General features: G+C 52.1%; 13 protein-coding genes, 3 tRNA genes and 2 pseudogenes. 3 read left to right on the forward strand and 15 right to left on the reverse strand.

From position 1 onward, the window contains the following. Positions 1-65: 65 nt before the first annotated feature. From NST37_RS13815 to NST37_RS13885, 15 genes are all read right to left on the reverse strand, one after another. A complete protein-coding gene (locus NST37_RS13815; RefSeq protein WP_031932006.1) occupies positions 66-1,856 on the reverse strand; it encodes an ABC transporter ATP-binding protein in 1,791 nt (596 codons plus the stop codon). A gap of 151 nt (positions 1,857-2,007) precedes the next feature. After that, entirely contained in the window at positions 2,008-3,624 is a 1,617-nt protein-coding gene (locus NST37_RS13820) for an ABC transporter substrate-binding protein (RefSeq protein ID WP_339185523.1), read from the reverse strand. 28 nt (positions 3,625-3,652) lie between these two features. Next, positions 3,653-4,462, reverse strand: coding sequence for a dipeptide/oligopeptide/nickel ABC transporter ATP-binding protein (locus NST37_RS13825; RefSeq protein ID WP_003385607.1), 810 nt, complete (start codon positions 4,460-4,462; stop codon positions 3,653-3,655). Continuing rightward, a complete protein-coding gene (locus NST37_RS13830; RefSeq protein ID WP_327955560.1) occupies positions 4,428-5,252 on the reverse strand; it encodes an ABC transporter ATP-binding protein in 825 nt (274 codons plus the stop codon). Before NST37_RS13830 ends, NST37_RS13825 begins: the two co-directional genes overlap by 35 nt. Further along, positions 5,249-6,073, reverse strand: a complete 825-nt coding sequence (locus NST37_RS13835; protein WP_327955561.1) for an ABC transporter permease subunit — start codon at positions 6,071-6,073, stop codon at positions 5,249-5,251. The genes NST37_RS13830 and NST37_RS13835 overlap by 4 nt, the downstream gene beginning before the upstream one ends. Further along, positions 6,066-7,004 carry an ABC transporter permease gene (locus tag NST37_RS13840; RefSeq protein WP_339186792.1) on the reverse strand — a complete coding sequence of 313 codons (939 nt, stop codon included), beginning with the start codon at positions 7,002-7,004 and terminating at the stop codon, positions 6,066-6,068. The genes NST37_RS13835 and NST37_RS13840 overlap by 8 nt, the downstream gene beginning before the upstream one ends. A gap of 152 nt (positions 7,005-7,156) precedes the next feature. Continuing rightward, positions 7,157-7,645, reverse strand: coding sequence for a MarR family transcriptional regulator (locus tag NST37_RS13845; RefSeq protein ID WP_003385614.1), 489 nt, complete (start codon positions 7,643-7,645; stop codon positions 7,157-7,159). Positions 7,646-7,816: 171 nt separating this feature from the next. Further along, a tRNA-Leu gene (locus NST37_RS13850) sits at positions 7,817-7,903 on the reverse strand. 25 nt (positions 7,904-7,928) lie between these two features. Next, positions 7,929-8,013, reverse strand: a tRNA-Tyr gene (locus tag NST37_RS13855). Between the two features lie 6 nt (positions 8,014-8,019). After that, positions 8,020-8,095 (reverse strand) — tRNA-Thr (locus NST37_RS13860). A 102-nt stretch (positions 8,096-8,197) separates the two neighbouring features. Then, a complete protein-coding gene (locus NST37_RS13865) occupies positions 8,198-8,512 on the reverse strand; it encodes a hypothetical protein (protein WP_024984085.1) in 315 nt (104 codons plus the stop codon). A 178-nt stretch (positions 8,513-8,690) separates the two neighbouring features. After that, complete coding sequence (locus tag NST37_RS13870) at positions 8,691-9,257, reverse strand: thioredoxin family protein (RefSeq protein ID WP_003385616.1); 567 nt, start codon at positions 9,255-9,257, stop codon at positions 8,691-8,693. A gap of 257 nt (positions 9,258-9,514) precedes the next feature. Further along, entirely contained in the window at positions 9,515-9,673 is a 159-nt protein-coding gene (locus NST37_RS13875; protein ID WP_003385617.1) for a YycC family protein, read from the reverse strand. 130 nt (positions 9,674-9,803) lie between these two features. After that, positions 9,804-10,559: a 2-phosphosulfolactate phosphatase gene (locus tag NST37_RS13880; RefSeq protein WP_003385618.1), complete on the reverse strand. Its 756-nt coding sequence runs from the start codon at positions 10,557-10,559 to the stop codon at positions 9,804-9,806. A 406-nt stretch (positions 10,560-10,965) separates the two neighbouring features. Continuing rightward, a complete protein-coding gene (locus tag NST37_RS13885) occupies positions 10,966-11,166 on the reverse strand; it encodes a hypothetical protein (RefSeq protein ID WP_003385619.1) in 201 nt (66 codons plus the stop codon). Between the two features lie 251 nt (positions 11,167-11,417). Here NST37_RS13885 and NST37_RS13890 point away from each other — a divergent pair, with 251 nt between their 5' ends. The 3 genes and pseudogenes from NST37_RS13890 to NST37_RS13900 form a co-directional block, all read left to right on the forward strand. Then, positions 11,418-12,578: a CapA family protein gene (locus NST37_RS13890; protein WP_003385620.1), complete on the forward strand. Its 1,161-nt coding sequence runs from the start codon at positions 11,418-11,420 to the stop codon at positions 12,576-12,578. A 124-nt stretch (positions 12,579-12,702) separates the two neighbouring features. After that, positions 12,703-13,062: pseudogene (locus NST37_RS13895) on the forward strand (helix-turn-helix domain-containing protein); the annotation flags it as partial. Next, a pseudogene (locus NST37_RS13900) lies at positions 13,011-14,048 on the forward strand (IS3 family transposase); the annotation flags it as partial. The pseudogenes NST37_RS13895 and NST37_RS13900, both read left to right, overlap by 52 nt. Between the last annotated feature and the right edge of the window lie 41 nt (positions 14,049-14,089).

The following is a 14,089-nucleotide window of genomic DNA, read 5'->3' on the forward strand; positions in this document are numbered from 1 at the left end:
CCGAACGGCGTCAACTCAGCTGATGCCGGTGCCGTGCCGGAGTTTGTCGGAGCCGACGCTGCGACTCATACAGATTCTCCCTGCTGTTGAGCTTTCCACATGCGGGCATACAGCCCCTTGTGGGCGAGCAGTTCCTCATGGGTTCCGTGTTCGGTTAGCCGCCCATCGTTCAGAACGAGAATTTGGTCGGCGTTTCGGATTGTGTGCAGCCGGTGTGCGATGACGATCACGGTTTTGCCGGTGGCGAGCTCGGCCAACGCGTCCTGAACGGCCGCTTCGCTGTCCGGGTCAAGCGAAGCCGTGGCTTCGTCCAAAATGACGATCGGCGCACCGGACAGAATCGCCCTCGCAATCGTCAACCGCTGCCGCTCGCCCCCAGACAGCCCGCCTGTGCCAGCACCCAAAACCGTATCGTAACCGTTCGGAAGCTGTTCAATCACGTGATGGATCTGGGCGGCGACAGCGGCACGACGAACCTCCTCGTCCGTAGCGTCAGGGCGGCCGATGCGGATGTTTTCCCTAACCGTGTCCCTCAGCAGCACGACGTCCTGGAATACGAGCGACATCAACTTTAGCAGCTCCGGCGTCGGGATGGACCGGATGTCAATGCCGCCGATGCGGATCGCGCCGTCGGTGACGTCGTAAAAGCGCGGCAGCAGGCTCGCGATCGTCGTCTTCCCGGCACCCGAAGGACCTACGATTGCGGTTACGGTCCCGGGCTCGCATACTGCACTTATGTCTGAAAGCGCGTTGGTCTTGCCGTCGTAAGAGAAGGAGACACGGTCGAATTCGATGCGATGATCCCGCGGCTTCTGCGGCTGCTCCGCTTCGGACAGCGCTTGAAGCGACAGCAGCTGCTCGATATGGCTGGCCGCCATCCGTCCCTGGCGCAAACCTTGTGAGCCGTGAATCGCCGGGGTGATCGACGTTGGCAACCCAATACCGACGATCAGGAAGGGCAACAAGTCAGCGACTGCGAGCTGATCCTTAGCGACAAAACCAAGACCGGCTGCCATCACCACGGCCAGTACCGACATTTCGGAAGAAAACAGCCGGGAGACAGCAGAGCTGTACCGGGTCTCCGACACCCACGCGCTCATCGCCTCGGTATGATCGCGAACGGCTTCGGCGAAACGCTGCAGAATGCGCCCTCCCGTACCGAACGTTTTTACGACCGTGATCCCATCGGCATATTCGACACCGGCGGCGCTGATGCGCTCTTCCGCCGCCTGCAGACGGGCCATATGCGTCGTGATCGAACGCATCGCGATGCGAAAGGAAGTGGCCATCACGGCGAGAACGGCGGCCGTGATCAGCGTCATCCGCCAATCAATTATCGCCAAATAGGCGAAACCGACCGTCATTGCTACGACAGCGCCGATCATTTCACCGAGAGCATGGGCGATTAGCTGATGCATCACTTCCAGATCGGTCGTCATCGCCTTCTTGATGGCACCGGAGCCAGTTGCCCGAAACCAGCCAAGCGGCACTACACCCAGATGGCGGACGAGCCGCTTGCGGATGTCGTGCAACGTTTCGGCGTCTGCATAGTGGCCGAGTCGCGATGACAGGAAAACGAGCACGAGCCTGAGCGCTGCGCCGGCCGCTCCGATGCCCACCCACATCCAGACTTCCCTGGCTGCGTCTGCAGCACTGGCGGCGACGAGCACGTGGCGCGCGATCTCCGCGACGGCGATATAAGGGGCGAGTCCGGCCGCTGCCCCGAGCGCTGAGAGCAGGGCGCAGCCGATTAGATGCAGACGTACTGGACGCAACAGCCGGGCGAGTGCCCCGAAGCCGATCATGTGCTGTTCTTCTATGTGGGCCGAATGTTTTACCCCATCTCGTTCAACCATTGTATTCACCTCATTGGATATCAAAATAAGGAATAGCTTTGCCGGCTGATGCCGTGTGCAGCTATGCCTGTTACCTTCCTGCTCGGCTGGCCATAGAGAAGACGAGTACCCCTAAAAGTCTATAGCAGCTATAGGCCAGGGGTAAAAAAATTCACTTTAACTTGATCCCCGCAACATTGAAATGGGACGGCTGCCCGGCGTAGAACGTATATCCTTTTATTTTATCGGTGTTATGCAGTGCCAACTCCCGCGTGTAGGAAATGGGAAGCAAAGTCGCTTTGTCGTGAATTTCGCTTAAAACAAAGTGATAGGTTTTCCGGATTTCCTTTTCATCCGTCGTGACGTTCAGCCGTTGAATGATGTCATTTCCGTTTTTCACAAGAGCGAGCGCCTGAGCGGCCGGATAGTCGTTCTTCAGATCGGGTTTCATATTGGAGATCGTGGTATGCGGGTCCCATGGATTGCCGTACGTCTGATAAAGGGTAATCGCCACCCCTTTAGCGTACTCGGCATGAAACGCCATCTTCTCCATGCCGTTTCCTTTCATCTCCATGCCGATTTCTTTCAGTTGCGCGGCCAGCACGAGGATCAAATCGTCAATCATGGGGTCGCCTTTTATATACAAAATCTCACCCTTTAGCATAACGCCGTCTTTTTCCCGTACGCCATCGCCATCTGCATCCACCCAACCCGCATTTTCCAGCAGCGCTATTGCTTGTTGCCTGTCGTAAATACGCGGGACCAGTTGGACGTCGCAGTAAGGCAACGCGGGGTCCAAAATGCTGTCCGCTTTCGTTTCAATCCCCGCAAAGATATTTTGAACAATACTCATTTTGTCAATGGCATAGCTGACTGCGAGCCGCACATTCAAGTCGTCGAATGGCGCTTTGGATACATCGAAGGCAAGAAAACGGGAATAATTCGCTTCTCCCTCCGAGACGAGCGCGCCATACCCGGCAGCCTTCATCTCATTGAATCCGTCAAAAGATATTTGGCGGGTCCCCACGAGGAGATCTACCTCCCCGTTGCGAAAAGCAAGCAGCCTGGCGTGATTATCGGGAATCACTTTCACATGGAACCGCTCAACCTCGGGAGGCTCTCCCCAATAGTGGGGGTTTCGGACGAAGGTATAGATATTGCCGTCCCTGTCGCCCCTGTACATGTAGGGGCCGGTACCGAGCGTGACAGTTTTTAGCGTGTCCTTGACGGAACCATCCTCATGAAAGGCATTCGGCGACACCATGGCCATCGGATTGAGCAGCGAAAAATCTTTCAGCCCCCCATAATAAGGAGCGGTCAAATGTACTTCGACTGTATTGGCATCGACAACGACAATTTGCTCGAACCGGGTGGATACCGTTCCGAAATAGCCGTTGTATTTCCCGAGGTTGATCGGAATGACTTCCAGATTCCGTTTCACCGCCTCAGCATCAAAGGGGGTCCCGTCAGAAAACTTTACATTTTGGCGCAAATGGAATGTGTACACTTTCCCGTCGTCCGAGATGTCCCATGATTCCGCGAGTCCGGGAACGATTTCTCCATTTCTGTAGTTGACCAGCGTTTCGTAGAAATTGGACATGTAAAACTCGGGGCCAAAATTGGTATTGACCACCAGCGTCTCGATCGGATAAAAGCCGCCGGCAAAATCCCAGCTCTCGCTGAGCGTTATTTCGTCAGGCGCTTGCTCTTCGGATGAGCGGGAGCAACCGGACAAGGCAGCTACAAGCATCATCAATGCAGCCAGGATCCTGCCAATGTTTTTTTTCATGGAAGCGTCCTCTCCTCAGGCTGAATGATTACCCGATAAAACCTGTTTCGTTGCTGGAGGCACCCGGCCATTTGGGCGGCAGAGACTCGATCAGCAGCCGCGAATAGTCGTGTCGGAAATCGGCATACGAAGCAGCATGTTCCATTCGCTCCACGATTTCCCCGTCTTTCATGACGAAAATATGGTCGGCCAAATAGAGCGCCGCATCGATGTCGTGAGTGATGAACAGGTAACCGTCCAAGCCGTCGTCCTTCAGCTGCAGAATCAGATCGAGAATTTGTTTTCGGACCGTCACGTCCAGTCCGCTGACAGCCTCGTCGAATACGATAAATTTCGGCGACACGCTCATTGCTCTCGCCATGCAGACACGCTTGAGCTGGCCGCCGCTTAGTTCGTGGGGCAGCCGCTCCAGCTGCGCCGCTGACAGCTTCATCCGTTCGGCCAGCGCCAGCACTTTCTCGCGCTCTTCGCTCCGGTCCAGGTTCGTTAGGCAGCGGATCGGCTCAGCGATCGAATCGTACACGCTGCGCCGAGGATCGAGGGAGCCGCTCGCGTTTTGCAGCACCATCTGATACTCTGCCCGTTTCTTGCGAAGCTCCCGTGGGTGCATCTCCCATACGCTGGCACCATCAAACAAAATCTCTCCGCTCGTCGGTGGATCAATCGCCATTAACAGTCGGGCGAGCGTGCTTTTGCCGCTGCCGCTCTCGCCGACTAACGCGTAACGAACATCCGAACGAAGTGTGAGGGAGACCTGCTTGACTGCATCGAACGTAACTGAACGCCCACGGCTGCCTTTGCCCCTATACTGTTTGGATACATCCCTCATCTCGATCATGTCGGTCTTCCTTCCTCATGAGTATTCTGGCCTCCAAAAGCTCCTTTGTGTATGCTTCTCTGGGTGCTGCAAAGACGTCATGTACCGTACCGCGCTCGATCACCTCCCCTTCCCGCATGACGAGCATCTCGTCCGCCAGACCCGCGGCGACGCCGAAGTCGTGGGTGACGAGCAGCAGCCCGATGCCGCTTTGCTTCAACTGTTTGAGTTCCTGCAGGACCATGCTTTGATTGCGGACGTCCAGAGCGGTCGTCGGCTCGTCGGCAATAATTACGTCCGGCTCGTGAATGATTGCCAGGGCGATGACGATCCGTTGCAGCATGCCGCCGCTCAATTCGGACGGATAGCTGTTCATCAGTTGCTCGCAGCGGGGCAGATTCATCCGCTCCAGCGCCCGGACACCGGACGAGTAAGCGTCCCTTTTGCTTATACAGCGGTGGGCCATGATCGTCTCCGTGATTTGAGTGCCGATGGTGGCGGTCGGATCAAACGCCATCATCGGATGCTGCACGATCATCGCAATCCGGTTGCCTCGCAGCGCTCGCATATCCCGCTCGCTTGCCGCAAGCAGCTCTTGTCCGCGATAGCGGATGCTCCCAGAAACAGTAAATGTCCGATCATGAAGCAACCGCAAGATTGCCTTGCAAGTCAGCGTCTTCCCACTGCCGCTCTCCCCGACCACGGCCAGCGCGGCCCCTTTGCGAAGTGCGAAACTCACTTGCTTGACGATGGGCTTGCCCGTTTGCTTCAGCCCGATGCACAGGCTTTCGACTTGCAACAACTCGCTCATTCGCTTGCCTCCTCTGGAGAGAGAATGTCCCGGAGCGCCTCGCCGAACAGGTTGAACCCGGCCGCCGCGAGCAAGATACACAAGCCGGGATAGACGACCAGCGTCGGATGGGAAAAGAAATGAGCTTTCGCCTCGCTGAGCATCGCCCCCCACTCCGGCGTCCCTGCTTCGAAGCCGAGCCCAAGATACGATAGGCCGGACACCATCAGGATGAACCCGGCGATGCCGGTACTCAGGTATACAGCAAATTGCGGCAGCAGGTTGGGCATGATGTGGCCAAACACGATTCGCCAGCCGCTGCATCCAGCGATACAGGAAGCGACAATGTAGTCCTTGCCTTTTTCCAGGCTGGCGTACGACCAGACTACTTTGGCGAACCACGCCCACATGGTGCTGACGGTCGCCGCGACAATGCTCACGAGCCCTTGCCCGAGCATGCCAATCAGCGCCAGCATGAGAACGAGAGAAGGAAACGCCATTACAATATCGCACACAACCAAAAAGCCGCGTTCCCATCTCCCGCCGATATAGGCCGCTGCCGTTCCGAGCGCCGCCCCGATGCCGCCCAGCACAAACAGTGTCGGCACGGCAATACCGAGTGAGTAGATCGCTCCGTACAGCAGCCGGGAGAGCACGCACCGGCCCAACTGATCGGTCCCGAGCGGGTATTGGGCGCTGGGAGCCAGAAACCTGCTCATCACATCAATCTTGTTCGGATCGTTGGGTGCCATGACAGGAGCGAGCACAGCCATGATCGAGACGATGGCGATCAGCGCAAGGCCGGCAAGGGCCTGTTTGTTGTTCAGGATCGCTTTACCCATACAGCCTTTCCTCCTTGTCCGTCAGCTTCGGGTTCAGTCGCGCATTGATCAGTTCCGCCGCCGTTCGGGTCAAAACGAAGATGAGCGCGATGACAAGCACGCATCCGTTGACGGTCGGCAAATCGCGGGCCATGCTTGCATTAACCAGATGCATGCCGATGCCTGGCAGCGAGAATAGACTCTCGACGACCACACTGCCGGCGACCAGCAGCCCGACGTATTGACAAAAGAGCGTAATGAGTGGCGGTAACGAGTTTTTGACCACATGTACCCACACAATCCGGCTCTGGCGGATTCCTCTTGCTCTGGCGTAAACGACATAATCTTTATTCAAATTGGACAACAGTGTCGCACGGAACAGGCGGATAAAGGCGGACGCCGCCGGTACCGCCAGCGTAAGCGAAGGGAGAATCAGACTGCCGAGCGTGCCCGCATTCACCACCTGGAACACAGGGAGGATCAAAGTGAACAGCAGCAGCAGGAGAAATCCGAGCCAAAAGCTCGGCAGTGAGATGCCGAGGATGGTCGCCCATCGTACTGCTTGATCGAATAGAGTTCCCGGCTTCAAGGCAGTCAGAATGCCGATCGGAACCGTAACCAACGCGACCCACACGAGGGCGAGCCCAACCAGTTGCAGCGTCACGGGCAATTTTTCGGCAATGTCGGAGAGGACTGGCTTTTTCGTCAAATAAGAGATGCCCAAATCTCCTTGCAGAAGATTGCCGACCCAACGGAAATACTGCTGATGTAACGGCAGATGAAGGCCCAGCTCTACGCGAATGGCGGCAATCTGTTCTGGCGTCGGCTGCTGGGTGACCCGGAGCGCATACGCTTCGGCCGGATCGACCGGCGAGATGCTGGCCAGCAGGAAAGAGAGGAGGGTTACCCCGAACAGTACCACGGCAAGCCCGGTCAATCTCCTTCGAATCATGGACACCACGGCATGTTCACCTCGTTTCGGCAAGTTTTTTGAATGAACAAGATAATCATTCTCAATTAATGTTGTTTTTTATTCCACCATTTCTGGTGGAATTCACAATTTGAATGTCTATAGCTACTATAGTCTTTATGTAAAAATTTTCCTCATTTTTGCTTCTTCTTCTCTTCCTCAGTTGCGGTCTGCAGTTTTGCCGCCAGGTCGATCAAACATTGTTTCAAAAACCGTACCTGCTCCTCGGATTTTCCCTCCAAAACGCTGTAAACCAGATCATCAAACGCTTCGTGAAACCTCAGATGGTTCAAATGCGCGATTTCCCCTTCGCAAGTGAGCGTGAGCAGAAATCGAGACTGGTTGCGAGGGTCTCTTTCTTTTTTGATCAATCCTTTCTTTTCCAGCTTGATCAGAATCTGGGACACAGCACCAAGGGTCACACCGAGCTTTTCAGCCAGCGCGGTAATATGTATCCCTTCGTTTTCTTTAATCGCCGATACGGTATGGATTTCCGCATAATAAATTTGTTTGCCATCCTTTGTTCTTAAAAAATGGGTGGTCTTCTCGAAATCCATATATGCTGTTACTGCATCCAAAAAGTAATAACTGAGTTGAGTTTGGCGCAACTCATTCATGTCCATGATGATTACCACCTCAAGAAAAAAGTATATAGCAGCTATAGAGCTGTTGTCAACAAAAGGAAATATGCCCATGATGTACCGACCGCAGAGTCTGCAAATCGTTGGGACTGATGGTCCACATAAAAAAAATTCTTCAGGTGCCTCGACCCGAAGAATATCGTCGCTCTATGATGGTGCCGGTGAAGGGACTTGAACCCCCACTCCATTGCTGGAAACGGATTTTGAGTCCGTCGCGTCTGCCAATTCCGCCACACCGGCTCGAATTATAAACTGACAGAAAAGATGGTGGGGAGAGACGGATTCGAACCGCCGAACCCATAGGGAGCAGATTTACAGTCTGCCGCGTTTAGCCACTTCGCTATCTCCCCGAAAAATGGTGCCGGCGATAGGACTTGAACCCACAACCCCCTGATTACAAGTCAGGTGCTCTACCAATTGAGCTACACCGGCATACATCGATGTTTTTCCTTTTATGAAAAACGAATCGACGCTTTTAACTCTAACATAATAGAATTAATATTGTCAATACATACTCAATTTCTTCAGACCCTCTTACTTGTCGTTCCCTACCTGATCCAATATTTGCTTTGCCCACTCATGAAAGAGAGCAAGGGCCTGTTCCACATCAGGAAACGTCTTCTCTTCTTCGCAAATGTATTCGGGAAAATCGGTGATTCTGTTTCGTCTGATCCTAACTGCATCTGCCTCACATTTTATCTCTAAAAAATGAGGGACGGCATCATCGAGGCCATACTGATTTTCAAGAAACTCGTATGTACGAACCCATTCCAATATCCGGACTTCATTTGGACGAAGGCGCAGAACCTGCTCCAATGACATGATGGTCTCATTTCCGTAGTAATGCAAGCTTTTCATTCCTTCCAAAAGAAGCGGACAGGAGCGAACCGTTGAGCCGCGCTCCCATCCCTGCTTCTATTTACAACTGATTTTCTGTCAACATGAGCACTCTCCCGAATCCGGGGTAGCGAACTGCTTCCCTGGATCTCGGCTGGTCTCGGGTGGTGCTCCAGCTCCTTGTCTGCAATTAAATAGCCGATAGTACGTCCCGCAGTTCTTTTACGATCACCTGCTGGTAGCCGGTGCCCTCTCCGTACTGGGCGAGCATCTCGGCACGAGCGACTTTAATCTTTTCTTCGTAGTCGGGTGCATTCCGGTCCGGATTCTGTTGTTTAAAAGCAGTCATCACTGCTTGCACATGCTGCGGGCGCGGGCCCCATTTGGCGAGAACATGTCCGCCAGTATCTGCAAAGATGACGACAGGAATCGCGCGGCCTCCCATGGTGAGGAATTCATCCATGAGGTCGAGGTGGTCTTCCATCACCATGATTTCTGTAGGGATTTCTGTTTCTTCCAAAGCCCGGAGCACAACCGGCACATTGCGAACCACATCGCCGCACCAATCGGCTGCGATGATCAGGCAACGCAGATCGTCACGATGGCGAAGCGATGCGAAAAACTCGCGGTCTTCCTCGCTGGCCCAAGCAAACTTCTCGAACCAATCGTTGAACGCTTCCTGATTTTTTGTCATTCCCTGGATGAAATCCTGCGGTTTTACACCAGTTCCGTATTTATGCGCTACATTTACTGCCATATGATCCCCTCCAAATTTTTGTTCTTATGTAGGTATGATTCACCAGGACCTATGAAAATCCTTTGCCTGCTTGCACATCGGGAGGATTGCTGCAGATACCGCAATGGCGAGTATGTTTGTCGGTACAACAGCATCTCGATCGACGGGCGGTTGCAGGCAAAGGAAAATGCTGCGTTGGATCTGCATGAGAACGTCGTACGAAGAGAAGCTTCTTTGATAAAGCCTCTTTGCTCGTGGAAGATCAAAGGGAAAGCTCCTTACTCCCCGGCCTCTTTTTTCTCCGCTTCTTCTTTTGCCAGCTCCATCATTTTTTGCAGCAAGATATGTTGCGGCATGTGCATCAGGCGCTCCAAAGGAACCTGCAATGCTTCCGCCAGCTTCACAGCCGTTTCCGGCGAAATCGCGAGTGGTCTCATGGACAACCACTTCCCTTCATCGTTATGTACACCTAGTATAATACAGCACTGCTTGCCTTGCCAGATACGCGGTATGAGCCGCGCGCAAGGTCGGTGATGCGATGTCTTCCATGATCCATACTACATTTCATTAAAGAGCATCTCGAAAGTGGTTCCGGTCCAAAATGGGAACCTCCTGATACATATCCAGACGGGCACAGTGGCGAACGTCTTCGGCAAAGCCCTTTTCACGCAGCTCTCGCCCGCTGCCACAATCCCAGATTAAATCTGCGATGCGGTCCCTGCCCTCGCGAAATGCTCCCTCACAGACCAGGGCCTCCGGAGATTTACTCCCCGCCAAACCGGATATGATCGCACCAGCTCCTAAATAATCCTCGATCCCTGGCCGAAGATCATTTTCGCCGTCTCGTCCGCCTTGCCAATACTCTCCGCATGGAACGACAGTGATGGACGCTCCCGTCTTTCTTTGAAGGCTATTCGCATACTTAGCAGCAGCAGTCGCATTCAACAGACTGCCGACCAATAGAGCAGAGGCACCGGCAGCAAGCCGGGAACAAGCAGCTCCATTGAGTGAGCAGAGGACATATTTTTTCTCTGCATCCCTGGGCCCAAACGATACCGGGGACAAAGAGGGTCTTCCAGCTCTCGCCGCTTCTGCTCTTCCCAGCAGCAATTCTGCCCCGATCTCGTCTGCATAGGCGGCAGCCTGTTCATTAATCGGCGGGGGGTATGGATAAACAATCGCATGATGATGGATGGCAGTAACGATTGTCGAAGAAAAGCTGAGAACATCGACGACAATCGCAATATCCCCCCGTTCGGCAGCTTCTCGTGCCCCGCGTTTTCCCCATTCCACTTTTACCAGAAATGGCTCTTGATCAAACATGATTTGCACCCTTTTTGGATTCGACTTACTGTCATTATCTGATAGTGCCAAAAAAAGAAATAGACTTTTTATCCAATATTTATTAGAATTTATAATAGATTCCAAAACGCAACTTCCATATATTACCATCATTTAAGAGATGTCCAAATCGGGTATCCCTTTTTTATTATTATGGAATATTCTTCTCTGTTCTCTACTCTGCTTCCCTGTTTCCTCGTTTTCCACTTAGAATTGCACTTGGCGTGTCAACCTCCTTCAGTCCATACAGTTATGAAAATCTTGATAAGCAAACGAATAAACATATTCAAACCAAAAAATAAAGGGATAATCCCGGCCCTGACAGCTTTAAGCAGGCGATTACCCCGACCTCACACTTCTGTTTCCCTTCTCTGGAACTGATCTCGTATCAGGCACGGGGCCTGGTCAAAATACACGGCACTCCAAAACCAACGGCTCCCGGCTGCGCCATCTTCTCTACATACTCCATACCGCGTGTACATGGCTCCTTGCAGACCATGCAGGTCCCGGAAGTCACAATCTTTAAATTCACTTGATTGGGATGCTGTTTGGAATCCTTCTTTCCTCTCCCCTTCTTTGGCTTGGACACCTCTATCCCTCCTCTGCCTCATGTCCGTTTATCATATGAGGCAAAGGAATCCGTTCTCCTTAGGCAATGGTACAAAAAAAGACCGCTAGTAGCAAAAATGGGCCGGGCTTTGAAGCCCAGTCTCCTCCCTTGCTAGAGCCGCAACCAGGGCCGCTTGATTAGGCTTTTGGCTTTTCAGCATGTTATAATTATCTTTATGTTTTGAAGAAAGCCGCCCCTTGCGGCAGAAGGCTTTGATATGAGGGAGAGCGATGCATCAAACAAGGATAGACCGCTTAAAAGCGAAGCGCAGAAGAAAAAGAAAATTGTTGACGATTGTATTGCGAACGATTCTATTTACGTTTGTCCTGCTGGGAGCCTGTCTGGTTTTTTATTTGCTGCACAACTTCTGGAACCATTCCCAAGAAAAGCAGCCGGACCAGCCTGCTGAGCAGGCAGGTGAAAACAAACAAGCCGCTACCGTAAACCTGACTTTTGTCGGCGACGTGATCTTGACTGGTCATGTGGAAACCAGGTTGAAAGAAAACGGATATGATTTTCCGTATGTCCACGTACATCCATACTTTCAACAGGATGATTTTACGGTTGCCAATCTGGAGACGCCTGTTACAAAAAACGGTACACCAGCCTCCAACAAAGAGTTCGTCTACAAGTCTCCACCGGAGGCAATTCCAGCTATGAAGGAAGCAGGTATCGATCTGGTGAATCTGGCCAACAATCACTCGATGGATCAGGGGGAAAGCGGTCTTTTGGATACTTTTCAGGTGCTGGAAGACAACGGTCTGGAGTATGTAGGGGCTGGCCCGGATGCAAAGCGTGCCTATGCGCCGGCATACGTCGAGCGCAATGGCATTCGGATGGCGTTTTTCGGCTTCAGTCGCGTCGTCCCGAATGTAAGCTGGTACGCAGGCAAAAACAAGCCGGGTATCGCGGTCTCGTATGATCCGGCAAAGGCCGTGGAAGCCATTCAACTGGCCAGAGGACAAGCAGATCTGGTCATTGTCATCGCCCATTGGGGAAAAGAGCGGGAAGACTATCCCGTAGATCATCAGATGGAGCTGTCCCGGGCATATATAGATGCGGGTGCAGACCTGGTGATCGGCGGCCATCCGCATGTGCTGCAGGGCTTTGAACAGTACAACGAGAAATGGATCGCCTACAGTCTTGGGAATTTTATCTTTACCCGTTCCAACGACCCTAAAACATGGGAGACAATGGTTCTCCAGGCCTCCTGTACAAAAACGGGCGATTGCCAGCTGAAAATGCTTCCCCACCATGCCGAGCTGGGACAAGCTGTTCCGATGAATGAGGAAAACAGCCAGGCGCTTCGTCAGCGGATGGAATCGCTATCCAAAGATGTGCAAATTTTGCCTGACGGGAGCGTTCAAAGAAAAGCTGATCCGGAGAACTAAAATAAAACAGGGCCGCTGCCTCCCTGAACTGTGACCCATAAGATGGACACTTTAAAAAAGTGACCCTCTTGTGGGTCATTTTGTGTTTTAATCAACCTAATTCGAAAAGAGCGGGGGAAAATTTATGGGCAAAAAAAGGAGCAGTTCAAAGATTTTTTCGGAGCATGAAATAAAGCAACTGGAGTCGAATCCAAATGTCTTGCATGTAACGGATAAAAGTATTACGTATGCTCCAGCATTCAAACTAGCTGCCGTTAAAGCATACATTAGCGGGCGAACACCTATGGAGATCTTTCGTAACGCAGGTTTTAACGTAGATGTCATTGGTCATGACAAACCCCATCAGTGCTTAAAACGTTGGCGCAACACGTATTCAGCTCTTGGAGAGAACGGGCTTTTAGAGGAACAACGAGGGAAAGGCAGTACTGGCAGACCAACAGGAGAAAGGCTGTCTATGGAGGAAAAGCTAAAACGTGCCGAAGCTCGTATCAAGCTGCTCGAGGCGGAGAACGACTTTCTAAAAAAGCTCGATGCGCTCGAAACGCAGAAGATGCAGAGGAAACATTGACGCCTTCCGAGCGCTACCAATTGATTAACCAAACCATCCGTCAACACAACTTGCAGCGAATGACACGTTATCTGTGTAAGCTTGCTTGCGTGAGCGCGAGCGGTTATTATCGCTGGTGTACTGCCGAAGAGGTTCGCCAGCTCCGTGAGGATGCTGATCAACACGACTTCCGACTTATCAAAGAGCACTTTGATGCTCTGCGTGGCAAGGCAGGAGCTCTTGTGATTAAAATGCGGATTGAACGTGTAGATGGCATAATCATGAACCATAAAAAGATTCGTCGATTAATGCGTAAATATAATCTTACAGCTACAATTAGACGTGCTAATCCTTATCGCAAAATGGCGAAAGCAACACAACAGCATCAGACATGCCCTAATCTGTTGAATCGCCGGTTTGACCAAGGGGAGCCAGAGAAAGTACTGCTCACGGATATTACTTATATGCACTACGGTAATGGTCAATGTGCCTACCTCTCGGTAGTCAAAGATGGGACGACAAAACAGATCCTAGCTCACTATCTTTCTTCTTCCTTAGAACTTTCATTGGTAGAGCGTACACTAGAGAATCTGCTTGAACGACTTGATGGAAATATCCATCCAGATGCCATTCTCCACTCTGATCAAGGCATGCATTATACACATCCTAAATTCCGTCTCCTTGTTAGGAAAGCAGGTTTTAAGCAGTCGATGTCCCGTAAGGGAAACTGCTGGGATAATGCTTCGATGGAATCGTTTTTCGGTCATATGAAGGATGATCTGGATTACAAGGAGTGCCAGACGATACAAGAGTTACGGGACCAAATCGACGATTATATCACATATTACAACTCGGGTCGCTACCAATGGTCATTAAAAAAGATGACTCCTGATGAATTCAGAAGCCATCTTTTGACTGCCTAGCTAATGGACTTTTTAAACTGTCTACATTTAAGGTCACAGTT

Source organism: Brevibacillus sp. FSL K6-6036 (assembly GCF_037964015.1).
GTDB classification, from domain to species: Bacteria; Bacillota; Bacilli; order Brevibacillales; family Brevibacillaceae; genus Brevibacillus; species Brevibacillus borstelensis.